Annotated in this window: 25 protein-coding genes and 1 pseudogene; 9 read left to right on the top strand and 17 right to left on the bottom strand. The window is 66.4% G+C overall.

Translation table 11 applies throughout. The features are described from left to right. Positions 1 to 13: 13 nt before the first annotated feature. Together ACFFBG_RS11335 and ACFFBG_RS11340 are read right to left on the bottom strand one after the other, a co-directional pair. Positions 14 to 782 (bottom strand): annotated as a pseudogene (locus ACFFBG_RS11335) (SDR family oxidoreductase). A gap of 23 nt (positions 783 to 805) precedes the next feature. Then, positions 806 to 1,540 carry an SDR family NAD(P)-dependent oxidoreductase gene (locus tag ACFFBG_RS11340; protein WP_375478666.1) on the bottom strand — a complete coding sequence of 245 codons (735 nt, stop codon included), beginning with the start codon at positions 1,538 to 1,540 and terminating at the stop codon, positions 806 to 808. Between the two features lie 148 nt (positions 1,541 to 1,688). Between ACFFBG_RS11340 and ACFFBG_RS11345 the strand changes: the two genes are divergently transcribed. Further along, positions 1,689 to 2,273 (top strand): TetR/AcrR family transcriptional regulator, encoded by a 585-nt coding sequence (locus ACFFBG_RS11345; RefSeq protein ID WP_375478668.1) that lies wholly within the window; start codon positions 1,689 to 1,691, stop codon positions 2,271 to 2,273. Positions 2,274 to 2,771: 498 nt separating this feature from the next. On the opposite strand, the gene ACFFBG_RS11350 is transcribed toward ACFFBG_RS11345, so the two are convergent. The 7 genes from ACFFBG_RS11350 to ACFFBG_RS11380 form a co-directional block, all read right to left on the bottom strand. Next, on the bottom strand, positions 2,772 to 3,461 hold the full coding sequence (locus ACFFBG_RS11350; RefSeq protein WP_375478670.1) for a response regulator: 690 nt from the start codon (positions 3,459 to 3,461) through the stop codon (positions 2,772 to 2,774). Continuing rightward, positions 3,461 to 4,573, bottom strand: coding sequence for a sensor histidine kinase (locus ACFFBG_RS11355; protein ID WP_375478672.1), 1,113 nt, complete (start codon positions 4,571 to 4,573; stop codon positions 3,461 to 3,463). The genes ACFFBG_RS11350 and ACFFBG_RS11355 overlap by 1 nt, the downstream gene beginning before the upstream one ends. Positions 4,574 to 4,638: 65 nt before the next feature. Beyond that, positions 4,639 to 5,835: a hypothetical protein gene (locus ACFFBG_RS11360; protein ID WP_375478674.1), complete on the bottom strand. Its 1,197-nt coding sequence runs from the start codon at positions 5,833 to 5,835 to the stop codon at positions 4,639 to 4,641. Between the two features lie 73 nt (positions 5,836 to 5,908). After that, positions 5,909 to 6,376 (bottom strand): hypothetical protein, encoded by a 468-nt coding sequence (locus tag ACFFBG_RS11365; protein WP_375478676.1) that lies wholly within the window; start codon positions 6,374 to 6,376, stop codon positions 5,909 to 5,911. A gap of 377 nt (positions 6,377 to 6,753) precedes the next feature. After that, on the bottom strand, positions 6,754 to 7,557 hold the full coding sequence (locus ACFFBG_RS11370) for an MBL fold metallo-hydrolase (RefSeq protein ID WP_375478678.1): 804 nt from the start codon (positions 7,555 to 7,557) through the stop codon (positions 6,754 to 6,756). Positions 7,558 to 7,569: 12 nt separating this feature from the next. After that, positions 7,570 to 8,451, bottom strand: coding sequence for a fumarylacetoacetate hydrolase family protein (locus ACFFBG_RS11375; protein WP_375478679.1), 882 nt, complete (start codon positions 8,449 to 8,451; stop codon positions 7,570 to 7,572). Beyond that, entirely contained in the window at positions 8,448 to 8,723 is a 276-nt protein-coding gene (locus ACFFBG_RS11380; protein ID WP_375478681.1) for an SDR family NAD(P)-dependent oxidoreductase, read from the bottom strand. The genes ACFFBG_RS11375 and ACFFBG_RS11380 overlap by 4 nt, the downstream gene beginning before the upstream one ends. 349 nt (positions 8,724 to 9,072) lie before the next feature. Between ACFFBG_RS11380 and ACFFBG_RS11385 the strand changes: the two genes are divergently transcribed. Next, positions 9,073 to 9,549: a group II truncated hemoglobin gene (locus ACFFBG_RS11385; RefSeq protein ID WP_375478683.1), complete on the top strand. Its 477-nt coding sequence runs from the start codon at positions 9,073 to 9,075 to the stop codon at positions 9,547 to 9,549. Positions 9,550 to 9,761: 212 nt separating this feature from the next. On the opposite strand, the gene ACFFBG_RS11390 is transcribed toward ACFFBG_RS11385, so the two are convergent. Then, complete coding sequence (locus ACFFBG_RS11390) at positions 9,762 to 10,334, bottom strand: MBL fold metallo-hydrolase (RefSeq protein WP_375478685.1); 573 nt, start codon at positions 10,332 to 10,334, stop codon at positions 9,762 to 9,764. A gap of 14 nt (positions 10,335 to 10,348) precedes the next feature. Continuing rightward, positions 10,349 to 11,131 (bottom strand): TetR/AcrR family transcriptional regulator, encoded by a 783-nt coding sequence (locus tag ACFFBG_RS11395; protein WP_375478687.1) that lies wholly within the window; start codon positions 11,129 to 11,131, stop codon positions 10,349 to 10,351. A 117-nt stretch (positions 11,132 to 11,248) separates the two neighbouring features. Here ACFFBG_RS11395 and ACFFBG_RS11400 point away from each other — a divergent pair, with 117 nt between their 5' ends. The 6 genes from ACFFBG_RS11400 to ACFFBG_RS11425 all read left to right on the top strand — a co-directional run bounded on the left by ACFFBG_RS11400 (position 11,249) and on the right by ACFFBG_RS11425 (position 18,231). Further along, entirely contained in the window at positions 11,249 to 12,904 is a 1,656-nt protein-coding gene (locus ACFFBG_RS11400) for an amidohydrolase (protein WP_375478689.1), read from the top strand. 139 nt (positions 12,905 to 13,043) lie between these two features. Next, complete coding sequence (locus tag ACFFBG_RS11405) at positions 13,044 to 14,582, top strand: ABC transporter substrate-binding protein (RefSeq protein ID WP_375478691.1); 1,539 nt, start codon at positions 13,044 to 13,046, stop codon at positions 14,580 to 14,582. A 40-nt stretch (positions 14,583 to 14,622) separates the two neighbouring features. Further along, a complete protein-coding gene (locus ACFFBG_RS11410) occupies positions 14,623 to 15,558 on the top strand; it encodes an ABC transporter permease (RefSeq protein WP_375478692.1) in 936 nt (311 codons plus the stop codon). Next, positions 15,558 to 16,427: an ABC transporter permease gene (locus ACFFBG_RS11415; RefSeq protein ID WP_375478694.1), complete on the top strand. Its 870-nt coding sequence runs from the start codon at positions 15,558 to 15,560 to the stop codon at positions 16,425 to 16,427. The genes ACFFBG_RS11410 and ACFFBG_RS11415 overlap by 1 nt, the downstream gene beginning before the upstream one ends. Beyond that, entirely contained in the window at positions 16,424 to 17,452 is a 1,029-nt protein-coding gene (locus ACFFBG_RS11420) for an ABC transporter ATP-binding protein (RefSeq protein ID WP_375478696.1), read from the top strand. Before ACFFBG_RS11415 ends, ACFFBG_RS11420 begins: the two co-directional genes overlap by 4 nt. Further along, positions 17,449 to 18,231 carry an ABC transporter ATP-binding protein gene (locus ACFFBG_RS11425; RefSeq protein ID WP_375478698.1) on the top strand — a complete coding sequence of 261 codons (783 nt, stop codon included), beginning with the start codon at positions 17,449 to 17,451 and terminating at the stop codon, positions 18,229 to 18,231. Before ACFFBG_RS11420 ends, ACFFBG_RS11425 begins: the two co-directional genes overlap by 4 nt. Positions 18,232 to 18,531: 300 nt before the next feature. On the opposite strand, the gene ACFFBG_RS11430 is transcribed toward ACFFBG_RS11425, so the two are convergent. The 6 genes from ACFFBG_RS11430 to ACFFBG_RS11455 all read right to left on the bottom strand — a co-directional run bounded on the left by ACFFBG_RS11430 (position 18,532) and on the right by ACFFBG_RS11455 (position 22,752). Beyond that, on the bottom strand, positions 18,532 to 19,572 hold the full coding sequence (locus tag ACFFBG_RS11430) for an ABC transporter permease subunit (RefSeq protein WP_375478700.1): 1,041 nt from the start codon (positions 19,570 to 19,572) through the stop codon (positions 18,532 to 18,534). After that, positions 19,569 to 20,471, bottom strand: coding sequence for an ABC transporter ATP-binding protein (locus ACFFBG_RS11435; RefSeq protein ID WP_375478702.1), 903 nt, complete (start codon positions 20,469 to 20,471; stop codon positions 19,569 to 19,571). Before ACFFBG_RS11435 ends, ACFFBG_RS11430 begins: the two co-directional genes overlap by 4 nt. Continuing rightward, complete coding sequence (locus ACFFBG_RS11440) at positions 20,468 to 20,896, bottom strand: GntR family transcriptional regulator (protein WP_375478740.1); 429 nt, start codon at positions 20,894 to 20,896, stop codon at positions 20,468 to 20,470. Before ACFFBG_RS11440 ends, ACFFBG_RS11435 begins: the two co-directional genes overlap by 4 nt. Before the next feature lie 676 nt (positions 20,897 to 21,572). Beyond that, positions 21,573 to 22,151: a nucleotidyl transferase AbiEii/AbiGii toxin family protein gene (locus tag ACFFBG_RS11445; protein ID WP_375478742.1), complete on the bottom strand. Its 579-nt coding sequence runs from the start codon at positions 22,149 to 22,151 to the stop codon at positions 21,573 to 21,575. Further along, a complete protein-coding gene (locus ACFFBG_RS11450; RefSeq protein ID WP_375478746.1) occupies positions 22,091 to 22,219 on the bottom strand; it encodes a hypothetical protein in 129 nt (42 codons plus the stop codon). Before ACFFBG_RS11450 ends, ACFFBG_RS11445 begins: the two co-directional genes overlap by 61 nt. Next, positions 22,219 to 22,752: a helix-turn-helix domain-containing protein gene (locus ACFFBG_RS11455; protein WP_375478704.1), complete on the bottom strand. Its 534-nt coding sequence runs from the start codon at positions 22,750 to 22,752 to the stop codon at positions 22,219 to 22,221. Before ACFFBG_RS11455 ends, ACFFBG_RS11450 begins: the two co-directional genes overlap by 1 nt. 181 nt (positions 22,753 to 22,933) lie before the next feature. Here ACFFBG_RS11455 and ACFFBG_RS11460 point away from each other — a divergent pair, with 181 nt between their 5' ends. Continuing rightward, the gene (locus ACFFBG_RS11460) at positions 22,934 to 23,467 is read left to right on the top strand and encodes a hypothetical protein (RefSeq protein WP_375478706.1); all 534 of its coding nucleotides are present in this window, start codon (positions 22,934 to 22,936) and stop codon (positions 23,465 to 23,467) included. Positions 23,468 to 23,795 lie beyond the last annotated feature (328 nt).

Here is a 23,795-nt window from a genome sequence, read left to right on the forward strand (position 1 = left end):
GTGGCACCACCGGTCAGCTCTGAGCCGTCGAGCGGATCACAATCTCGTTGACGTCGACGTCGTCGGGTTGCTCGATGGCGAAGGCGATGGCCCGGCCGATCACCCGCGGTGGGAGCGCGAAGGTGTCCCGCGATGTCATGAGTTCGGCGCGCACCTCTGGGTTCGAGACACTTTCCACGAACCCCGTCTGCACGAAACCGGGCGAGATGATGGTGACTTTGAGGTTCGGTCCAGCCTCTTTACGCAATCCCTCCGAGATGGCCACGACGGCGTGCTTGGTTCCGGAGTAGACCGCCTGGTTGGGGCTCGTGACGTAGGCGGCGGTCGAGGCCAGGTTGACGAAGTGTCCGGAGCCTTGTTGACGGAATAGGGGCAACGCCGCGGCGATGCCGTAGAGGAGGCCTTTGATGTTGACGTCGATCATCTGCTCCCACTCCTCGACGCGCAGGTCGTCGAGGGGTGAGATCGGGCCGACGCCGGCGTTGCTGACGAGGACGTCGACCCTGCCGTAGGTGTCCTTGGCGTGCTGGATAAGTGCGGCCACGTCCTTTCGGTGCGTGACGTCAGTCTCGCGGAAGGTCACTGCCACCAGCGCCCACTATCTCCTCGGCGAGGACACGCAGACCCTCTGCGTGCCGGTCAGCTAGGACGACCTTCGCCGCGCCACCGGCGAGGACCCGCGCCGTTTCGGCGCCGATCCCCGCGGCAGCTCCGGTGACGACGACGACTTTGTCGCGAAGTGTTGGCGCGGCAGACCGCGTCGCCTCGTCAGATGCGGTCACTCTGGTGGCGCTCAGGGTGGCGCTCATCCGGTTTGGGCCATTCCGCCGTCGCAAAACAGTTCGACGCCGGTGATGAAGCTGGAGGCGTCACTGCTGAGAAAGACCGCGGACCTGCCGATTTCGCGGGCGTCGCCCAGGCGGCCGATGGGGTTGCCCTCGCCCATCTTCGCGACCTCGGCATCGACCTGGTCGGCTCCGGCGGCCCCTGCGAGGGCTATCCGCAGCGAGGGTGTGTCGACTGCACCGGGGCTGAGGACGTTGATCCGGATCCCGGCGCCGTGCACTTCCTGGATCCAGGCCCGCACGAACTGGCGGATCGCGGCTTTGGAGCCGCCGTAGAGGCTCATCCCGGGAAGCGCTTGGATGGAGGCGGTCGAGCCGATGACGACGACCGTGGCCGCCTCGCACAGGTGGGGCAACGCAGCCTGGACGGTGAATAGCACGCCCTTGGTGTTGACCCCGAAGATGAAGTCGAACTGCTTCTCGGTGATGGAGCCCAGCGGTGAGCTGTCGCCGACGCCAGCGTTGGCGACGACGGCGTCCAGGCGCCCGTGCCGCTTGACCACTGTGCGGTAAAGGTTGGTCATGTCATCGAGGCTGGTGACGTCGGCGACCAGCCCGCTCGCGTGCGGGCCAAGCTGGGCCACCGCGTCATCGAGTCCGTCCTGGTCGACGTCGGTCAACACGACCGTCGCGCCCTCAGCCAGGAACTCCTGCGCGATGCCGTACCCGACGCCGCGTTGCGCCCCGGTCACCACGGCGACCCGGTCTTTCATTGAGTTGGTCATTTTGCGTCCTCCTAAACGAATGAAATGAACCCGCCCTAAGTTGAGGCGTCCTCAACATCATAGAGTGAGGTAGCCTCATTTTGCAAGGCTTGATAGCGGGTCAAGGACTGGAGCACAGATGAGCGAGGCAATCGACAGGCTGCCGCGGCGCGCGGACGCCCGGCGAAACCGACAGAAGCTGCTGAACGCGGCGCGGATCCTGATTGACGACCACGGCCGGGACCTGGCGTTGGAGGAGGTCGCCCGACACGCCGGGGTGGCCATCGGCACGCTCTATAACCACTTCCCCACCCGCCAGGCATTGTTTCAGACGCTGTTCGCCGACGACGCGGACGAGCTGAGGCAGCGCGCGGAGGACTGGCGCGACGATCCTGACCCCGCGGAGACGCTGATCCGCTGGCTGCGCCTGCAGCTCGAATACGGCGCACGAGGGCGGAGCATGGGGGCCTCGGTCATGAACATGCGCCACGAGGAAGGCTCCTCAATCCAGCAGAAGCACGCCGCGATGCACGAAGCAGGCGAGACTCTCCTGCGACGTGCGCAAGCCAGCGGCCAGATTAGAGCCGACGTCGGACTGTCACGCATCCTGCGACTGGTGCTCGGAATCCTGCTCGCGAACGAGGACGCCCCCGACCCCGACGGCACAACGCCCATGTTCGAGATCCTCATCGACGGCATCAGAACCGCGGGCAAAAGAAAGTGACCCTAAACGCGGCGGCCACCCTGCAGCGCGTGATCAACGGCCGCCGCGCCGGGCGAGCTATCCACGCCACTGCTACCCCGCGTGGCGCTCGCGCTGCAACCGCCGTCGACGCGAACCGAACCGCGGGCCCGGAAAGGGCGCCAGCTGTGGCTGGTCGAGCAGGTCGGTCTTGCGGACGTCCGACTCTGCGCGTAGACCTCGACGAAGTCGCGCGCGGCCGCACGGTCGAACAACGCGACCACCTTGCGCGCGGCGATTCCTCGAGTGGGTACGTGAACGAGGAGAGGGCAGAAGGGCTCGCTGCCCTGAACAGAATCGACGTTCCAGCCACGCTCGTGCGCCGCCGCGGTGAACTCAGCACACACGCGACGGACATCGCCGCTATCGGGACGGGTGTCTGGCTCTGCGAGCCGACTGTGCGAGGTTTCGGGTGACGACAACGCGCTGCCGCGCGGTTGATTTCCGGACCTCGGCCGATGTGTGCTGTCGGATCGGTCGTCAGTGCTGTGGAGTGATGAAGCCGGTTTCGTAGGCGAGGACGACGGCTTGCACTCGGTCGCGCAGATCCAGTTTGGTGAAGATGCGTGCAACATGAGTTTTTACGGTGTTCTCTTCGATTACTAGGTGTTTGGCGATCTCGGTGTTGGACATGCCGCGGGCGATCTGCCGCAGCACGTCCCGTTCGCGAGCGGTGAGTGTGGTCATAGCCGGCGGTAGTTCTTCGGCCGGTTTGGCCGCGTGGACGAACTTCTGGATGAGCCGTCGGGTGATTGCGGGGTCGATCAATGCGTCGCCGCGGGCCACGCTGCGTACGGCGGTGATGAGATGGTCGCTCGGGGCGTCCTTTAGCAGGAATCCGCTGGCCCCGGCCCGCAGGGCAGCGTAGACGTATTCGTCGGTGTCGAAGGTGGTGAGCATCAACGCGCGGCTGGATGTCTCGGCGAGGATGGTGCGCGCCGCCGCTAGCCCGTCGAGATTCGGCATGCGGATGTCGAGTAACACGACGGTCGGCGCGAGCCGCCGAGTCAGCTCAATGGCTTCCGCCCCGTCGCCGGCCTCTCCGACCACGGTGATGTCAGCCTCGGCGTTGAGGATGACCCGAAACCCCGCTCGGACAAGACGTTGATCGTCGGCAACAACGACGGTGATTTGCTTCGAACTGTTGACTTCGGTATCGAAGACGCTCATTAGGTGGATACCCGCATTCGGCGCGGAAACCGGGCCGTCACGTCCCAGCCGCCGTGGCCGTTGGGACCTGCTTGGAATTCGCCGCCGTGGCGATGAACCCGTGCACGCATGCCGGCGATCCCATGCCCACCGCCGGTGAGCCCCAAGCTCGCGGAGGAGGCCAGCGTGGCAGGCGCCGCGTGGTTATGGACTGCCAGGTCGACGATCTCGGCGCCGCCGTGAAGCGTTACCGTGACCTCAGCACCCGGCGCGTGCTTAAGCGCGTTGGTGATCGCTTCCTGGACGATCCGGTGAATCGCGTCGATGCTGCTTCCGAGCAGGGAGTCCACTTCGCCGCTGACCTGGTAAGTGACCTTCAATCCGGCGGTTTGTGCCCGGTGGACAAGCTCGTCGACAACCTCTAGGCCACCCTGTTCGGCCGGGCATGTCGTGTCGAGCAAGCTGGCCAGTCGGTCGATCTCGGCTCGGGCCTGGGCGGCTGTCTCGGTGATCGCGTCGAGGGCTTCGGCGGCGCCGTTTGGATCCGTACCGGCCAGGTAAGCGCCGGCATTCGCCTGCACGACCATCAGAGTCATGCTGTGCGCCACAACGTCGTGAAGTTCCCGGGCGATCCGGGCCCTCTCGTAGCGCACCGACGCCGCGGCGAACACCTCGCGTTCTCCCACCAGCTCCCGCGCCCGTCGGGCCAGCTGGTCAACGGCTCGCTGCCGGGAGGCGAGGATGAGGCCGATTCCCCACGGCCCAAACGTGATCATCAGCAGGAACGGGTTGAACTGCGCGCCGAGTATCGCCAACCCGGCAGTAAGCGGTAGCAGTCCCAGCAGCGAGCGCGCCCACGGAAGCTGCGTGCCAAGAGCAAACGCAATCAGAAACGATCCGGCCACGGCCGCATCGCTCACCGCCTGGTCGCTTACGGTCGCACCGGCGCTGTTGAAGTAGGAGATCAGCAGCAGCACGCCGGCGGCGACAGCAACGCTGATCGGAAACCGGCGACGCCACCACACAAGCAGACAAACACCGGTCATGCAGAGGCTGTCGAAGACGACCAGGTCCGAGCCGGTCCAGTCCGGCAGGCCGACGATGACGTTGGTCACGATCAGAACGACCGCCATGAACGGATCGACCCGACGGCCACCCCAGGCACCGAGACGACCGACCCACCCGTGCATCCCCGCCGTCACACGAACCCGGCGACCAACGGCAGAGCCACCACAGTCGTGCGCCGACGATCCGTGGTCGAGGTCTGCATGCTCCCGCCGTGCACAGCCGCTCGTTCCGCGACCGCGGCCAGAGCGGCGCGGACGTCGGCCCGCCTCGCCGTAGGCCCGGTCACGGTCAACTGGAGATCGTATGGTCCGAAGACCACGCTCAACTCGGTCGGCCCTTTCACACCCGAGCGATCTGGACCTGGGTCGCAGTCGATCGCCTCGAGCAGCCGCTCCACGATCCGGTAGGCGGACAACTCCAGGCCAGGTGGCAGTAACCTCGGGTCCCCGACGATCCGAAGCTGGGCCGATCCCTCTGCCGCATCCGCCAACAGGCGATCGAGACCAGCGAGGACCGGTGCGGGCGCAATACCGGCCGCCAGGTCGTCGTCGCCCTTGAGCCCGGCGACGACATCACGCATGCGGGTCAACGCCGCCCGACCTGCCAGACTGATCGTCTCGAATGCCGCCCGTGCCTGCACCGGCTCGACGGCCAGCGCCGCCCGCCCGGCGGCAGCGGCCCCGCTCATCCGATCGACCCGTTCGGCCAGAAATCCGTCCAGGTCATCGGCAATGCGAGCCTGCTCGGTCGCCACCGCAAGCCGGGCGTTCTCTTCTCGCTGGACCCGCAATTCGGTGGTGCGGATCCGAAGCTGGGCCAAAGCCGCGTTTCGACTGCGCAGAAGGCGGCCGCCCAGTGCGAACGCGCCCGCGATCGGAACCATATAAACAATTGCGCTTGAGCCCAGCTGCGGATCCGACAATGCCTGGCAGCCAATATTCACGGCCAAGAAGCTCAGGCCAAGGGCGGCGAGCCCCAACCGGCAACGCGCACCGAGCACGAACGCGGTGTAGAACACCGCCAGCAGCCCGGCGCCGCAACGAACCAGGTGCCCGATGACGACCCAGTTGAATCCGGCCCCGGCCGCAAGCACGCCGCTGACCCATATTGGCCAGCGGCGCGCCAGCAGCACCGGCGTGATCATCAGCAGCACCGCGCCCGCGGCTGCGACACCCGCGTTCGGGTTATCGGCATTCGAGGTCATCCCGAGCGCTGATTGCACCGCGGACCCGCTCAGCACGGACGCGAACAGGGCATCGGCCCGTGTGACCCGCTCCCAGCCCATCACCGGCTTGACCAGCCAGCGCCTCAACGAGCCCCGGTCCATCTCGCCCTCCTGCGGGTGTCTGACAAGAGTCTGACTACGAGCCTGCCTAGCCGCAACATCGTCGGCCGGTGCGTCAGGCGGCAACGCGCGCCGCGACCGGCGCCCCACGCCCGGACCGCCGACGACCCGATACGACGTTGGTCCCGATCAGCAGCCCGAACCCGACAGCCAGGAGCACAAGGTTGACCGCGACATAACTCCAAACTTCACTCGAACCACCCTTCGGGAAGCTACCGAAAGCCTTCTTGCTACCGCCGGCCCACTCGACGATCAACACAGTCGTCTGAGCGGTGAACAGGATGCTGAACGCGGCGAGATACGCGACGAAGGCCATTAAGCGACCATGCACGAACCAGCCGACCACCAAGGGCAACAAGATCATCAAAGCAACACCCATGACAACGACTCCAAACCTCGAATGCGAAACTTCCGACAACGAAAAGCCTCGCCCCACGACGCACCGGCCGTCGTCACTCCCCAGAACGAGATTGCCCGCGAACGAGTCACCCACGAGGACCACTACGCGCGGAAAGCCATCCATGCACGGCAGGTACGAATGAGGTCTCCGCCCAGGAGTGCTCGGCATAACAAAGGTCTGCCATGCCGCTGTCCGCGCCGGCTTGCCACACGGACGGGGAGCAGACAGCTGACGGCGAGTGCGGCGAGGAACTGATGGGCTATTTGGGCGGCCTCAGACCACAGCCGATAGCGCACTCGCACGGTGGCATTCGCCGATGCGTCCCGCTCGCTGCTGCCGCGCCCAATCGGCCGAGCGACGGTCGCTGCCGCAATGATCGACGAGGCCGGGTTGCCGCATTCGCCGGGCGACTCGTGGTGCCGCTGGGCGTTGACGAACGCACCCGTGGACGGGCGGCGCGGCACCCGGCGCCGCACACGGTCGAGCTGGCTGGCCGAGGTCTAGCCGACCCATCGACGCAGCTGTCCGGTCAACACGCGACCGAACTGCAGCTCGGGAAAATGCGCACCTGCACCGAAGGTGTTGCTGCCCTCGAGTTCGCGGAACAGCCGTTCGCGGACCTGGGCTGCCAGTTCCGGGTCGACGTCGCCGATGGACTGCCAGGTGGGTTCGTCCAGCTGGATAGGGCACACGATCGCGTCGCCGAGCAGCAGCGCACGCTGGACGCCGGAGGAGACGATCACCGACAGGTGTCCGGGAGTGTGGCCAGGAGTCATTGTCAGGTCCACGCCAGGGGCAACCGTGGTGTCGTGGCTGATCAGGCGCAGCCGCGCTGGTTCGCAGTTCTGCAGACCGAACCGGATGTGATCGAACATCCAGATGTCGGGGTCCAGCACGAAGTGGTGCCAGTCGGCGAGGCCCACCCAGATATCCGCGTTCGGGAACGTCGGGTGGCCGGCGGCATCGAACAACCAGCCGCAGTGGTCGGCATGCAAGTGTGTGCACACCACCGCATCGACGTCATTCGTCGTGACACCGATTGCTCGCAGCCCGAGCAGCAACTGGCCGCCGACGAGCAGCCTGCGTTCGCCATCGTCGCGGATGGCAGGGCCCATGCCGGCATCGACGAGGATCGTCTTTGCTCGGGTGCGGATCAAGAAGCACCCGATCGGGAGCCACGCCTTGCCGTCGCGGTTGAAGTAGTCCTCGTGACCGTGCGCCGTCACGTGCTCACCGAAGTACCCCGGACCGGCGCGGAAGGTGCCGTCCGCTATCGGATGGATTTCGATCTCGCCGACGTGCATGGCGCTTCTCCTCTACTGGTGGCAGCCGACGGTATTGCGGATCGTGCCGATGCGCTCGACCGAGCACTCGACGACGTCACCCGCCTGCAGGAACCGCGGCGGATCGAAGCCGATACCCACACCGGCCGGTGTTCCGGTGGCAACGACGTCGCCGGGCATTAGCGTGATCCCCGCCGAGATGGTCGCGATCAGCTCGGGGATCGAGAAGATCAAATCGGCGATCACGGCGTCTTGCCGCGGTTCACCGTTGACCGAACTCGTCACGCGCAAGGTGGTGACGTCCTCGATCTCGTCGGCGCTGACCGCCCACGGGCCCATGGGCGCGTGAGTGTCCAGAGACTTGCCGAGCAGCCACTGCTTGTGGTCGCGCTGCAGGTCGCGGGCGGTCACATCGTTGACGACGGTGTAACCCCACACGTGATCCATCGCGCGGGCCGTGCTGATGGCGCGGCCGCCCGTCCCGATGATCACCGCCAGCTCGGCCTCGTAGTCCACCTCCGACGTCACACCAGCGTGCAGCTCGATCAGGTCGAACGGCCCGGTCACGGCGGTCGTCGCCTTGGAGAACACCACCGGCTTGGTTGGCAGATCCTCGCTGCGTTCCGGACTGTCGTAGCCAGAGCGGCCGAATTCGTTCACGTGCTCGCGGTAGTTCTTGCCCACCGCGAACAGATTGCGCCGCGGCGCCGGGATCGGTGCGAGCAGCGCGTGTGCGCCGGTGAGCATCGGCAGCTCGGCAGTGCGCAGTTCTCTGCTCAGTCGCTGCCAGTTCTCGATCACGTCGAGCACCGACCCCGCACCCGTAACCCCACTCAGGTCGCGCAAGGTTCGTCCGTCATCCTCCACCAGGACGGCGGTCTGCCGGTCGGCCAGGCGAACGGTAGCGAATTTCACGCCGCTCGGACCACGTGCAGAGCGCCGAAGCGGGCGGTGGTCTGCTCGGACGCACGCGCGACGTCGGCGGGGTCGCGCAGGTCCACTTGGCGGGCGAGGAGCTTGGCGGTGTCGACGCGTCCGGCGAGTGCGCTGATCAGCCGCTCGACGGAGCGGGGCGTCGCGGCAAGGTTGTCGCCGCGCTCAAGCACCTGCACTGCGAGCTCGAGTCCGAGGCCTCGCGCCGTGCCGGTCACGAACCAGGTCGCCGGCCGATCGTTGGGGATGCTCATGATGATCTGCCTCTTCTTCTCGCGGCCGCAGGTGGCGTGCGACCGTTTCTGACACAGGTCGTGCGGATGCTTCACCAACTCTCGCCCAGACGTAGGAGCTGTGGGCGGCTATCTCACGCCCTGCCGAACCAAGGACCCACGCACCTAGGACTCAGCGGTCCACCCAGGACCTGGCTTCGCCAGCACAGTGGTCTGCCAGGTCGGTCATGATCACCCGTTGACCGCTAGCGTGCTGGTCCGTGCGCAACGTCATCGGGCGCCGATGTCTCCATGCCGCCTAGCGCACAGACGACTCCCGGCGGTGTGTCGCATGCTGGGAGCCGTTCGCGTAATTATGTAATCTCGCCGTGTGGCCAACGACGAGACGCCGGTACCGACCTTGATCGAGTGGGCGGGCGGGACTGAGCCGATTGCCGTGATGATCAACTCCTTCTACGACCGCGTCGAGCAGGATGACCTTCTCGGGCCGCTCTTTCCGGGCGGGGTTAGCGTCGCCCATCGCGATCACGTGGCGGCGTGGTGGGCGGAGGTGCTCGGCGGTCCGGCCCGCTACACCGACGAGCTCGGCGGCTACGAGACGATGCTGAGCCACCACCGCTACTTGGCCATCACTGGCGAGCAGCGGCTGCGGTTCGTCACGTTGATGAGCCGCGCCGCTGACGACGCATCACTGCCGGCCGACCCGGAGTTCCGCGCCGCAATCATGGGCTACCTGGAGTGGGGTACCCGGATCGCCGTGGCGAATTCGCAGCTGGACGCCGAGCCGATCCCTCATGCTCCGGTGCCGCACTGGGGCTGGGGCGTCGCCCCTCCCTACCGCCCGTAGCGCCGCCCACCCGTCCCGCTTCGACGACCGTGTAACCAAGTTCGGCGGCCTTGTGGTCGACACCAATCGGGAACTCGCCGGATTCTTACGACGAGCACGCACCGAAAGGGACCCGTCCGCACAGCTGAGAGCGCGACGTCAGCGCAAGTCGGCTGGGGAGTCGAGAAGGCAGCAGCGTTCCACGGGGCAATCCATCAGGCACGGTACGCAGCTCACCGGGGGGTCGATTCGGTCGGCGCGAAGGGTGCGCCGTGGCCCGGAACAATGAGTGCTGGCTCCAGTGCGAGCACCTTCTCGCGGGAGGCCTTGAGCACCGCGACATCAGCCGCGAACGGGTCTTGCGCCGGGCCCTGCGCCCCCCACCACAGATGCGTCAGCACGATTAGTCCGTCGTCGGATTGCACGAGCGTGCTGACGTCCTGGTCGGTGTGGCCGGGGGTGGCCACCAGCCGCACCGCCGGCGACACGGCGAATTCGCCGGGCTCGTGGTCGAGCCAGAGGTCGTCGACGTAGGTCGCCATCACGTCGTGCAGTTTCGCGTTGGGAAACAGCGCGATGTTCACGGTGTGGTCGGGGTGGTGATGACTGATGACGATGTCGGTCACCTCTTGCGCACCGAGCCCCAGGTCTGCGAGCGGTTGCAGTAGTAGGGCGCGGTTCGCGACCATTCCTGGATCGATGACAATTACGGCGTCGCCGTCGCGGACCAACGTGCATGTGCTCGCCACGCGATCATGCGCGTAGCCGATGGTGAGAACATCGAGCTTGGCAGTTGTTGTGGCCACGGGATTCTCCAGGACTAGTTGAGTTCTTCTTCGCGCCGGCTGGACTGCTTTGCTCTGGACTTTCGGGCCGCTGGCTGCGGCGATGTTGCCGCGGCCCGCGCGGCAATTGCCTCGATCACGGCCTCGATGATGGTTTCGAAGACGTCCTGCTCCGAGAGGGCGGCAAGTTCCTTTGCGTGTGCGCCCGTGATCGGATAGTCCGATTGGGAAAGCAGTCCGTAGATCTGTGTCCACGCGGATTCGTCCTTGGCGCGCACTGCGGGCTCGAGATTGGCCACTGCCGCTGCTTGACCAGATAAGGAGAGCATCGCGTCGACGATCGCCCGGTAGTACAACGCTGTCTCTGCCGGCGACAAGCCGGCTCGAGATATCGTGGCAAGGATCTTCTCGACGATGGCCCGCTCAGCCCGGCCACCTGTGATGCGGGCGAACGTGATGCTGGTGACCGCCGGGTAGCGCAGGTTGATCACATAGGCAGCACTGGTGATCGAACGCAGCGTCTCGCGCCAGTCATCGGACTCGACGACGACGTCGAGGGTCATCGCGATGATGCGATCGCTGACCGCCAGGACGAGCTCGTCCTTGTCGCGGAAGTGCCGGTAGAAGGCTGTCGCGTCGACACCGAGCTCGCTGCCGAGACGGCGCACGGTGAGGGCGCCGGCTCCCTCTCGTTCCGTAAGCTCCAGCGCGGCGTCCACGATCGCATCCGCCGAGAGAGCAGCACCTTCGCCCTTCGCGACGATGCGGCCCGGACGCACGGCTGGTGTCGATGCGGGCTTGCCTCGAGCTGCAGCCACGATCACTCCTTCTCGGATCCCCGGCGCGCAGAACTAGACCATAATAGTGTTGTCAACAGTGTTGACAACACTGCGGTCAGAGCGTTTCCTTTGGGACACGTACTGGTGGAGGTGGCGATGGGCTCGACCGAGGCTGTGGTGTTCCGCAACGGCAGGGTGTTCCGCGCGGACGCGGGACGCACATGTGCCGAAGCGATCGCCGTCAGCAACGGCGTCATCGTCGCCGTGGGCGGCGACGCAGAGGTCGCAGACTTCATGCGCACCGCGGACGAGGTCGTCGATCTCGACGGTCGCTCGGTGCTTCCTGGCTTCATAGATGCTCACGCCCATCCGGTGCAGGGCGGCCTAGAACTCGGGCGTTGCGATCTCAGCGGCCGGTCCTCAGCTGATGAGTACGCCGAGGCGATTGCGCATTACCTCGTGCAACATCCGAACCGGCCGTGGGTGGTCGGGGGCGGCTGGTCGCTACCTGCGTTCCCTGGCGGCCGGCCGTCGAGCCAGCTGCTCGACGCGGTGGTCGGCGACCGGCCGGCGTACTTCATCAACCGGGATCACCACTCGGCCTGGGTGTCTGGCGCGGCCCTTCGCCTCGCCGACATCGACGCTCGGACCGCTGATCCGCGCGACGGTCGTATCGAGCGGGATTCGGACGGCGCCCCCACCGGGTTGCTGCACGAAGGGGCCATCGACCTGGTTGCGCGATTGCTCCCGCCACCGGACCAGCAGGAGTACGACGACGGCCTGCGACGTGCGCAGGCGTACCTGCACAGCCTCGGCATCGTCGGCTGGCAGGACGCCCTCGTCGACATCGCCGAACCGATCGGGCCGCACAGCACCTACCTGCGCGCCGCTGAGCAGGGTTGGCTGACCGCGCGCGTGGAAGCGGCGCTCTGGTGGGATCGCGGAATTGCCGCTGCCGACGTCGAGACCCAGATCGGCCTGCTGAGCGAGGTCCGGCGGGCGGTTGCGGAAGGCGGACACCGGTACCGAGCGGACACAGTCAAGGTGATGCAGGACGGCGTCGCCGAGACGTTCACCGCAGGGCTGCTCGAGCCGTACCTGGACCGCTGCGGGCATCCCACCGACAATCGCGGCCTGTCGTTCCTGTCCCCCGAGCTGTTGAACCAGGTCGTCACCGGGCTGGACCGGGCCGGATTCGGTATCCACTTCCATGCCCTCGGCGACCGGGCCGTCCGTGAGGTGCTCGATGCACTCACGCATGCCCGCAGCGTCAATGGCACGTCGGATCGCCGCCACCAGCTGGCGCATCTGCAGATTGTGCACCCGGACGACATTCCGCGGTTTCGCGCGGTGGGCGCCATCGCAAACCTCCAACCGCTCTGGGCATGCCACGAGCCGCAGATGGACGAACTCACCATCCCCTTCCTCGGCGCCCGACGGGCCGGCTGGCAATACCCGTTTGCGGCGCTGCAGAAGGCGGGAGCCGCCCTCGCCATGGGTAGCGACTGGCCGGTGAGCAGCCCCGATCCCCTACTCGGCATCCAGACCGCAGTGACCCGACTCGGCGCCGACGCGCCGGACGGGACCCCGCCCCTCGACGCTGCCCAGGCGCTTGGCCTGGCCGACTCGCTCGTGGCCTATACGGCAGGTTCTGCTTTCGCGGCGCACCGCGAGAGCGGCCTGTCGGTCGGTTCACCGGCCGACATCGTCGTCCTCGATCGTGATCTGTTCGGCGTTGCCGCCGGCCAGATCCACACCGCCCGGGTGCACCGCACCTATGTGCGCGGCCAACTCGTCCACAGCTCGGAATGAACCGCTCGCAACCCTGACGCTAGGAGTCATCATGGCCGCCACCCGGCTTGTCACCGCTGCCTGCGGAGCTGCTTCACTCGCCATTCTGCTGGCGGCTTGTTCGGGCTCCAGCTCGTCGAAGCCGCCGACCGGCGGCGCTGTGAAGGGTGCCTCGAAGTCCACCTTCCAGATCGGCACGGCGCACAGCTCCGTCGGCAACGTCAATTGGTACGGCGACTACCGTCCGCCGATCAGTCTCGATCCGCTCGCACTCGCCGACTATCCCGAAGAGACGGTCATTCCGAACCTGTGCGAACCGTTGCTGCGGGTCGGGCCCAACTACGCGATGACACCGGGGCTCGCCACGGCAACGGACTACGTCGATCCGACGCACCTCAAGCTGACCATTCGCAGCGGGGTGAAGTTCTGGGACGGAACGCCGATGACGGCAACCGACGTGGCCTACAGCCTGAACCGCAACCTCGACCCGAAGGTGGGGTCGAACTACGCCGCCAACTTCCAGCGGGTGTCCTCCATCGTTGCCAACAACCCTACGACTGTCACGATTACGTTCAAGCAGCCGACCACCGAGTTCAATGCCGTTCTGGCGACGCTGAGCGGCGCCGTTGTGGAGAAGGCGTTCACCACCAAGGCCGGCCGCGCGTTCGGCAGCCCGCAGAAGGGCGTCATGTGCACCGGGCCGTTCACCTACGGCTCCTTCGACGGCACGAGCAAGCTCGTGATGAACAAGAACCCGAACTACTGGGATTCAGCCCATGCCGCGCACGCGTCGTCGTTCACCTTCCTCTACCCCGCCGATCCGTCCGCCCTCGCCAATGCCTTCACATCGGGCAAGGTCGACGGGGGGTTCAACGTGCCGTCCGGTCTGCTTTCGACGCTCAAGTCGTCGACCACCGGCCAGACCTACGTCGGTGCGGCCGGTTCCACTCCCGAGAACGTCGACCTGCTGATCGCGAAGAACACCGGGACGCTCAGCGACGTCCGCGTCCGTCAGGCCCTGTCGATGGTGATCGATCGGGCGGGAATCGCGAAAACGATCTACAACAACACCGCCGATCCGCTCTACCGGCTCTCCGGCCCCGGCGTCTGGGGCTACGCAAAGGCCACCTTCCAGGCGGCCTACACGCCGATCACCGACGACCTGGGTGCGGCGAAGAAACTCATCGCCCAGGCCGGGGCCGCGGGCAAGTCGGTCACCCTGGGATACCCGACCGGCGACGCGCAGAGCACCCAGATCACGACCGTCATCCAACAGGCCGGCGACTCCATCGGGCTCAGGATGAAGATCCAGGGACTGCCCAACCAGCAATACGGATCCCTGTTCGCCGACGCGAAAGCCCGGACGCCGTTCGACGCCTTTCTCACCAAGAGCTACGTCGAACTGCCCGAGCCGCTGTTCCAGGACAGTCTGCTCGGCGGGACCGGCGGCGACAACAACTTCAGCGGCTACAGCAATAGCACCGTCGACGCCGCGTTGAACAAGGCCTGGGCCACCACTGACCCGACCGCGAGAGCCACCCTGCTGATCACCGCGGAGAAGGAACTCGCGAAGGACCTGCCGGCGATCCCGATCGTCCAGCCCCGCTCGACGGTGTACCTGTCGAACAAGCTCGCGGGAGCCACGCTGAGTTTCTCGTTCATGGCGTCACCGTGGGCTGCGGCCGTCGGCGGCCGGTGACAGCAGCGTCGCCGGCGAGCGGTGCGTGATGATCGGATTCTTGGTGAAGCGACTGGCCGGCCTGGTCGCGACACTGCTCATCGCCAGCTTCGTGGTCTACGCGAGCATCTACGTGGCGCCGGGAAGTCCGGAGAACGTCCTGTTCGGGTCGCGGCCGCCACCGGAAGCCACTCGCCGAGCGGTCCGACATGATCTCGGTCTCGACCAGCCGTTCCTGACTCGCTGGGTGCATTGGCTCGACAACGTCCTGCACGGCAATTTCGGCACCTCGTTGATCTCCCAACAGAGCGTGTCGGCGCGTATTGCGCACCCCACGACGATCACCCTCGCGCTCGTCGGATATTCCGCGGTGATCGTGGTCGTCCTGGGAATCGGGCTGGGCCTGCTCTCCGCGCTGCGTCCCGGCGTCGTCGATATCGCGGTCACGGCGTTCACCTCGCTTGCGACGGCGCTGCCGGCTTTCGTCGCTTCGTCGGTGGCAATCTCGATCTTCGCCGTCCGATTCAAGATCTTCCCGGCCTACGGTCTGGAGCCGGGTCTGGTCGGCTGGATCCGTAGCCTGACCCTGCCCGCACTGTGCCTGGCGACGATATCGCTCGGTCTGCTCGCCCGCACCACCCGCGTCGTCGCCAAAGAACAGCTCGCATCCGACGTCGTGCAAACTGCCCGCGCCCGGGGAATCAGCAACGTCCGGATCGTCCGCAGCCACGTGCTCCGGCTGTCGGCCAATTCCGTGGTGACGATCGCCGGCCTGCAGGTGGCCGGCCTGTTCGCGGCCGCGGTCGTCGTCGAGAACGCGTTCGGGCTCGGCGGCCTGGGGCAGCTGCTCATCTCATCCGTGCAGCAGAAGGACTTTCCGGTGGTTCAGGCGATCTCCCTGCTGTTCGTCGTCGCGTTCGTCGGGCTCAACACCGTCGCCGATGTCGTGAACGCCGTTCTCGACCCGCGGCTTCGCAGCCGAGCGGGGGCATCGTGATGACCGCGCGTCGAACCAATCTCGGAACCTCCGGCTGGATCGCGATGACGATCCTCATGCTGGTTGTGGCCTGCGCGGTCCTCGCGCCGCTGATCGCGCCACACGATCCGGATGCCGGCAGCTTGCTCGCTGCCTTCCAGGGCCCGACGAGTGGCCACCTGTTGGGAACGGACTCGACCGGGCGAGACATCGCGTCGCGGCTCGTTTATGGCGCGCAGACGAGCCTCGTGGGGCCGGCAGCGATCATCGTTCTGTCGTTGCTCATCGGCGTGCCGATCGCGCTCGTCGCAGCGTGGCGTGGTGGTGCGGTGGCATTCCTGGTCAACCGGGTGCTCGACATCATCTTCGCAATCCCGGGGTTGCTCCTTGCGATTCTGACCGTGTCGCTATTCGGTGTCGGGCTCTGGCCGGCGGTCATCGCGCTCGCTGTCTCCTACGTGCCCTACGTCGCGCGGGTCGTCGTTGCCGCGGCCGAACGGGAACGACGACTCGCTTATGTCACATCGCTGTCTGTGCAGGGTGTCGGCGTCTTCCGCATCACCGCCGGCCACATGCTCCGCAACCTCGCGCCGTTGATCGTCGGCCAGGCCACCGTTGCGTTCGCCTACGCGCTCGTTGATCTCGCCTCCCTGTCGTTCCTGGGGTTGGCGGTCCAGGCACCGCGGGCGGACTGGGGAGTCATGGTCAGTGACCGTGACGCGATCCTGCAGGGCCACCCGACCCAGGCGATCGCGGCAAGCGTGGCAATCGTCGCGACCGTCCTCTCCCTGTTCGTCCTAGGCGCCAGGCTCTCCGGCGAGCAACCTCGCCGCCGAGGACTGTCCCTTCCCCGACGTCCAGGGCGCACGCCGTTGGAGGCGACGCCATGACCGTCCCCGCTCTGTCGATCGAGGACCTGCGACTCACGGTGCGTGGGCCAAAATCCGATGCCAACGTTTTGCTGGGAGTCGACCTGGAAGTCGGTCGCGGTGAATCGGTCGGGCTCGTCGGAGAGTCCGGTTCCGGGAAGTCCATGACGCTGCGCGCGATCACGGCGCTGGCGCCGCCCGGTTCGCACGTATCCGGGTCGATCCGCGTCGCCGGCACGGATGCGCTCGCAGCCCGCGGACGCGCCCTTCGTCGGCTCCGTGGCCGGGAAGTCGGGCTGATCTTTCAGGACCCGCGTAGCGCGATCAATCCGACCCGACGCATCGGGGACTTTCTTCTGGAGGCCTCCCGCGATGCCGGCGAGGATCTCGCCGCGACCCGTGTCCGCGCCGTGGAGTTGCTGCACGGCATGGGCATCGCCGACGCCGAACGGCGTATGTCGCAGTACCCGTTCGAACTCTCGGGTGGCCTGTTGCAGCGCATCATGATCGCGTCCGTCCTACTGCCGCGGCCGACGCTGATCCTGGCCGATGAACCCACCACCGCCCTCGACGTCACCACGCAGTCCGATGTGCTGCTGCTGACCGACGATCTTCGCCGCGCACAAGGCACCGCCATGGTCTTCGTCACCCATGACCTCGACCTTGCGCTGGCCGTTTGCAGCCAGGTCGCCGTCATGTACGCCGGGATGATCGTCGAGATCGGACCTGCCCAGGAACTGCGCCGACAACCGCGCCACCCCTACACGATCGGGCTCCTCGCCTCGCGGCCACCGCTCGATCGGCGTCTGAGCCGGATTCCCGCCATCCCCGGAATCCCTTTGGCCGCAGCAAGCTTCACATCCGGTTGCCCGTTCCTGGCTCGCTGCCCGATCCGCATCGAGCGATGCCAACGAGAGCTCCCGGCGCTGACGCCGACCGCCATCGGACGGGCCCGGTGCCACCGCTCCGCCGAGATCGCCTCGGGCTCGGTCTCCGTTGACTTCAGCGCAACCGGGTCCGCCGCCGCGCTGGACGATGCCCAATGAGCATCGTCGAGGTAACCGGGCTGACGAAACGCTACGGCGCAACGCTCGTCGTCGACGACGTCAGCCTGTCCATCGACGAAGGACGGACCCTTGCCGTCGTCGGTGAATCCGGCGCCGGCAAGTCGACCATCGCGGCCATCGTTACCGGCTCCACGCCTGCGACCGCCGGCACCGTGGTCGTCGCCGGCGAGGACCGGAGCCGGTGGAGCCGATCCACCCGCTTGCGTCGCCGTCGCGGCCGCCAACTGCAGCTCGTGGCCCAAGATCCGTTCACCAGCCTCGACCCTCGACAGCCCGTAGGGGCAGCCATCTCGGAGGTCATCGCGTTGCACGACAGCCTGGATCGCGCCGCTCGGCGCACGCGGGCGCTCGAGCTTCTCGAAGCCGTCGGCCTCACGAGCAGTCATGCCGGCGTGTATCCGAGCCGGCTGTCGGGAGGTCAGCGCCAGCGGGTGGCGATTGCCCGCGCCCTCGCTGCCCGCCCCGCCGTCATCGTCCTGGACGAGGCTGTCTCAGCACTTGACGTCTCGGTGCAAGCGCAGGTGCTGAATCTGCTCGCGGAGTTGCAGCGCCAGACGAACACGGCCTATCTGTTCATCACCCATGATCTCGGCGTCGTTCGGCAGATCGCGGACGACATTCTCGTGCTCCGTGATGGACGCACCGTCGAGCAGGGGCCGGCGGACGATGTGCTGACCAGCCCGACATCGCCCTACACGCAGGAACTCCTCGCCGCCACGCCTCGCCCGGGATGGACTCCGCAGCGCCGCCACCGTTGAGACTCACCGGAATTCGCACCTGCACGTGCGCCGCGGCCGGGACCGTCATGACGGCTGCTGCGCCAGCTTGACGGGGCTCAGGCCGGCGTTGGCCGGCGCAGCCGCGGCCACCGCGGAACTCGCTGAGCCCTCCGGCGGCGAGGATCGCCGCCAGCTGCACCATCACCCGGGTGTGGAGGTCGACAGTGTCGTCCAGGTGCGCGGGGGATGTTGCTCTCCAAGGCGCGCTGAAGCTGTCGTCTGCGGTTCGCTCACGAGCCCGCGGCCGCCACAAATCTGTGTACGGGCCCGATTCATCGGTCAGTCGATGTGTTTGCGGATCCACCAGAACAGGGTGGCGATGATGACGAGGGTGACCGTGAGGTAGCCGCCGGACTCGATGAGCTGGAAGTGCCAGAAGCGTTGCTCGGGCTGGTAGGTCACGTACTGCAGATATCCGTGTCGGGTAAGCCACGCGATGAAGGTGGTGCTGTCGTTGACGCCGTCGTGCTGCGCTTGCGCATACAGGTGGGCAAACGCGGCGCCCTTGTTCGCGAGGTGAGCCCCGCTCGGGCCGCGGAAGTACTCGCTGACGGTCCAGCCGCCGCGGGTGATCAGCGACGAGTGGGCCGGCAGGTCGAGGGGATGTTCGATCACCGGCCGCAGGTACACCATGCTCACCCAGACCGTGGCTACCCACAGGGCAAGCGTGACGGCCATCGCGGCGACGACTCGGCGTAGAACCGCACCGAACAGCAGGCCGAGCGCGAGTCCGAACGCAGTACGTGCTGCGAACACGGTTCCGCTGACCTCGTAGGCCTGCCCGATTGACATCCGGCCCATCAACGGGGTGAACGGAGCGAACCACCAGGCGAACAATGCGGAGAACCCGACGGCGGCGAGCGCGATCGGAACGAGGACGAGCACGACCTTGGCAGCCAGCCAGCTGCTGCGGCTGCGGCTCTGAGTCCAGGCGAAGCGGTAGGTGCCGGATTCGACCTCCCGGGCGATGAGGGGTGCGGCGACGAACGCGGCGAGCAGTCCTGGCACGAATATGACGAACCGGGGGATGTACTGGGCCCAGCTCTGGTAGTTGGCTTCGAACAGTCCCAGCGGGACTTGGCAGCGGTTTTCGTCGAGCGCTCCGCATGACGACAGCCCGACATCGCGGTAATTGCTGTGCATCGCCAGTCCGTTGACCAGGAGTAACACGGCAAGGCCGCCGAGCACCGCCGCGGTGGTGACGTAGGCGGTGCGTTGTTGGCGCCATGTCACCCAGGCCAGGCCGCGCGCACGCTTCCAGCGCAGCGCAGCGGTGTGTGCGGGAGCGCGGGTGCCTAGGTGTGTGGTCGTGGCGGTCATGCGCTAATTCGTTCGTCGGTGCCGTGCGGTCCGGGAAGGGCTTTCAGCTGGGGTTCGCGCAGGTAGGCCAGCACCAGCTCCTGCATGTTGGTCGGCGCAATCTGCAGACCTGGTGGGAGGTGTGGGGGCAGCGGCCCCCTCACGAGCAGCGTCGCCTGTCGGTCGGTCTGCCAGCGCCGGGCGACCGCGAGGCCTCGGGCGAGCGCTTCCGCCGCCGTCGGCGTGCCCGTGAGCACGTGGTGTTCGGCGAGGAGGTCATCCACGTTCCCGGCAACCTGGACGCCACCGGCGGCGAGGATCACGAGGTAGTCGCAGACTCGTTCGAGCTCGGCGACGACGTGCGAGGACAGCACGACCGACAGACCTTCCTCGGCGACGACCGCCATCAGCGCCGCCATCACGTCGTGTCGGGCGAGCGGGTCGAGACTGGCGACGGGCTCGTCGAGGATGACGAGCTTAGGTCTCCGAGCCAGTGTGACGGCGAGCGCGACCTGCGTGTGCTGGCCGCCGGACAGCTTGCCGATGCGTCGCCGGGGCGGGATGTCGAGGTCGGCGATGCGTTTGCGGGCAGCCGCGGCGTCGAACCGGTCGTTCATGCTCTCGGCCAGGCGGATGGTGTCTGCGACGCTGAGGTTTCGGTACAGCGGGGCGTCCTGGGCCACGAAGGCGATGTCGGCGAGTGCACCAGGATCGCCGGGTCGGCAACCGCCAAGGACCGCCACGCTGCCCTTCGTTGGGGTGGTCAGTCCGACCGCGACATGCAGCAGCGTGGTCTTGCCGGCACCGTTCGGGCCGACGAGGGCAGTGACCCGGCCTGCCGGGATGGCAATGCTGAGATCGCGCAACGCCCAGGTGCGGCCGTAGCGCTTGCTCAAACCGTGGGCCTCGATCACGTTCACGAGGCGGCCTTCGAGCCACGGCTCACCGCAGCGTGCAGGGTCCCGTTGAACAGCGCGCTGATGTCGTCCTGATCGAATCCGGCTGCGAACGCGTCGGCAAGCCACCGGTCGAGGCGTTTGCGGAGCGCCTGAAAGTCTTTCAGCGGCGGAGAATCGAGCGTCGTGTTGATGAACGTGCCGAGCCCGGGGCGGCCCGCGGCGATTCCCTTGTGCTCCAGTTCCCGGTAGGCCTTCAGCACAGTGTTCGGATTGATCGCCAGCGACGCGACCACGTCCTTCACCGTCGGCAGCTGGTCGCCGGGAACAAGTCGACTCAGACGCAGCGCGTCCTCCACCTGGCGAACAAGCTGCAGATAGGTCGGGACGCCGGAGGCATGGTCGAGACGGAACGCCAAGGAACCTTTATCTGCTTCATCTAACTGCATAGGTGAAGCATGTAAGCCCAGAGAGCGTTGTGTCAAGCGCACAGCTCGGCAGATCAGCCACAGGGTCGAGACGGATTTCCCTCCGGGCCAAGCTATGCGGGTCTGTTGACCGGCGCCGTGGATGACGGCGACGGCGTCCTTGATGGTGACGATGCAGCTCTGGCGTGAGAAGGACCCGCCGGCTTCGCCGGCGGGTCCGTTGTGTTCATGCTGTTGTCCAACCCCCCATGGATTGGTCAAGATCGACTTCCGCGTCGGCCTCGTTACGACTGGGAAGTCTGAGGGAGTTCGTGGCAACCGCGACGAGGTTACGTCTCACCAGTCGTTTGATGATCTTGAGAAACGATTTGCCCCCCCGGAATCCGGGGGGGTCCAAGGGGTGGTGGGCGATACTGGGATTGAACCAGTGACCCCTACCGTGTCAACGTTTTCCGCCCGGCGTTGGCTGAGTTGGATGATGCCCGATCCGCTGGTTACGGGACCTCCGCAGGTTGATCATGTTGGTTGCGACGGTTGTATTCGAGTGTCGCGTTGCACGACTGTTGCACGCGGCCGGCTCCGAGGTCCACGGGTAACGACTCGCTGTCATGCGTGGATAGGACACCGCATCTCCGCCGTCGAGAGTCATGGCCTTCCATCGTGTCGGAAACGTTGCGGTCCAAAGTCGGTCGAATCCCTACCCAGCCTCTAGTTCCGTCGTCCATTGCTGGAAGAAGACGCGCAGCGCGTCGACGTCGACGTCGCCGAGGGCAAGATCAAGGTCAGCGTAGCGGGCCAACTGCCGGAGCATGTCGATGAATACGGGCACGTCGAAACCGGCGTCGACCTCGCGCGCCAGGTCGAGCAGTTCTGTCTTGGAGAACCTTCGACTCAACGCATGGACGTCGACGAAGTCTCGCGCCGCGGCGCGATCGAACAAGGCAATGACCTTGCGGCCGGCGAGTTCGTCCGGCGCAAAGGTCGGCCCGGCGATGCTCGCACTCGGCGCTCGCCCCGGAGCTGAGTCGAGGGCGAGATCGACGAGTAGATCTTCGGGGCCGTGCACGAGCAGTCGGCAGAACGTCTCCGAGTCCTGCACCCGCTCGACGCTCCAGCCGCGACAACCGGCTGCGGAGGTGAACTCATCGCGAGCACGACGGACATCGCCTGCGCCGGGGCGGGTGAAGAAATCCAGATCCTGGGTCGGGCGCGCCGTCAGTCCTTGCGCCAGCAGTGCGCCTCCCCCAGCCAGCAGAAATCCGCCGCTCGCGGGCAGGTGAAGAACAGCCGCGCCACCTCGACCTGGAAAGCAGTCAGCCGACCGCCCGGCTCGTCGACCACCACTACGCCGTCGCCAATGCCCTCGACTCACCGATGGTCTGCGCGATCAGCGGCGACCACGCCGCCCGCACCGCTCGGGGAAGCACGAGCTCCTCCCACAGGTCGACCAGCAGCACGCCATCGACGTAACGAATCACGTCAGCAGGTGCACCTTCGCGCAGCACCAGCTCATAGACCCGCGCCCGATCACCTCGGTCAACGAGCCGAAAGAGCCGCCCAGGCTGCGACCAGTTCAGACTTAATGGCAGCTCGACCGTCGCCAGCGCCAGCTCGACCGGCAGCCGCGGCAACGCAGTCGGCACGAACACGGCCCGGCCCCGCGCTCCGGCCACCCTGACAAACTCCACGCGCGGCCGAGCATCGAGCTCGTAACCCGCAGCGGACACAAGCCGATCCACGGTTTCCAGTGCCGGTGACTTACGACCGTGCTCATAGGCCGAGACCGCGGTCCGCGAGGTTCCTGCCCTACGGGCAAGCTCGTCCTGACTCAACCCCGACCCGCGGCGAACCCGCGCCAGCAGCTCAGCACCCGCCATTGTCCTCCTCCAATACCACTGACGTATCTGATCGGATACATTACCATAGGCGGCTGTCAGCGTGCGTACCCAGCTCGGGCGACCACGATCCTGCGATCTTCAGCCGTCGATAGGACGCGCATGCGGGCCTGTAGGGAACGACCAGATTGATACGAAAGTCTCGCTCTGACAGGGTCCTTGGGTGGCTCGGACCTGGCTGTCGATTCGCGTCGACCTCATCCAGGGTGGCGGCGCAGTCATCTGGCCTCGGCCGGGCAGGATCTTCGCCGCCGCCCGGACACAGACCTTCGCCGACCTCGCGAGCGCAGTCGATGACGCGTTCGCACGATGGGACCGCGCACACCTGCACATGTTCGACCTCGGTGACCCCGCCGGCCTGCTCATCGACCAGAACTGGGAAGACCCTCCCGACGAATCGCGAGTCGACGATTTCGTCAAGCTCGGAGTCCTGAAACCAGGCCAACAATTCGTCTACGTCTTCGACCTCGGTGACAACTGGACCCACCTGTGCACGGTCGGCGCCGAACGCATCGACCCGATGGACACACTCGGCGTAACCCCCCAGCACCCAACCCCGTACTGGGGATGGGGCACGCTTCCGGACCAATACGGCCGACAATGGGACGGCGACGACGGCAATACCCCGCAACCGCCGGATCCCGACCTGACTGATCTCCCACCGCTCCAACCTGGATGGGGCTCGTCTGGTCGATGAAACCCCGCCGTCAAGCTGCTGGCGTGACGGCGGCAGGTGGACGCGACGAACCGTCGTTCTGCGCGGCTAATCTCGAAAGGATGGCGGACACATATGAATCCGTCAGGTCCGACCGGGCGGCATCGTGGGGTTGAGATAACTGTCCCGACCGCGCCCTGACGACCCGAACGGTAGGTTTCGCTCATGGCACGCGAGAGCAGCGCCGAGGCTCATCTCCACACGCATCTGGACCCGATCCTGCTAACTCTGGTACGGAAGCCACTACGACCGTAGGACCTGACTTGGCTCATTGGATCTTGGGGTCGTGAGTGGCTGCTGTGTTTGCTGG

Source organism: uncultured Jatrophihabitans sp. (assembly GCF_964251945.1).
Lineage (GTDB): Bacteria > Actinomycetota > Actinomycetes > Mycobacteriales > Jatrophihabitantaceae > Jatrophihabitans.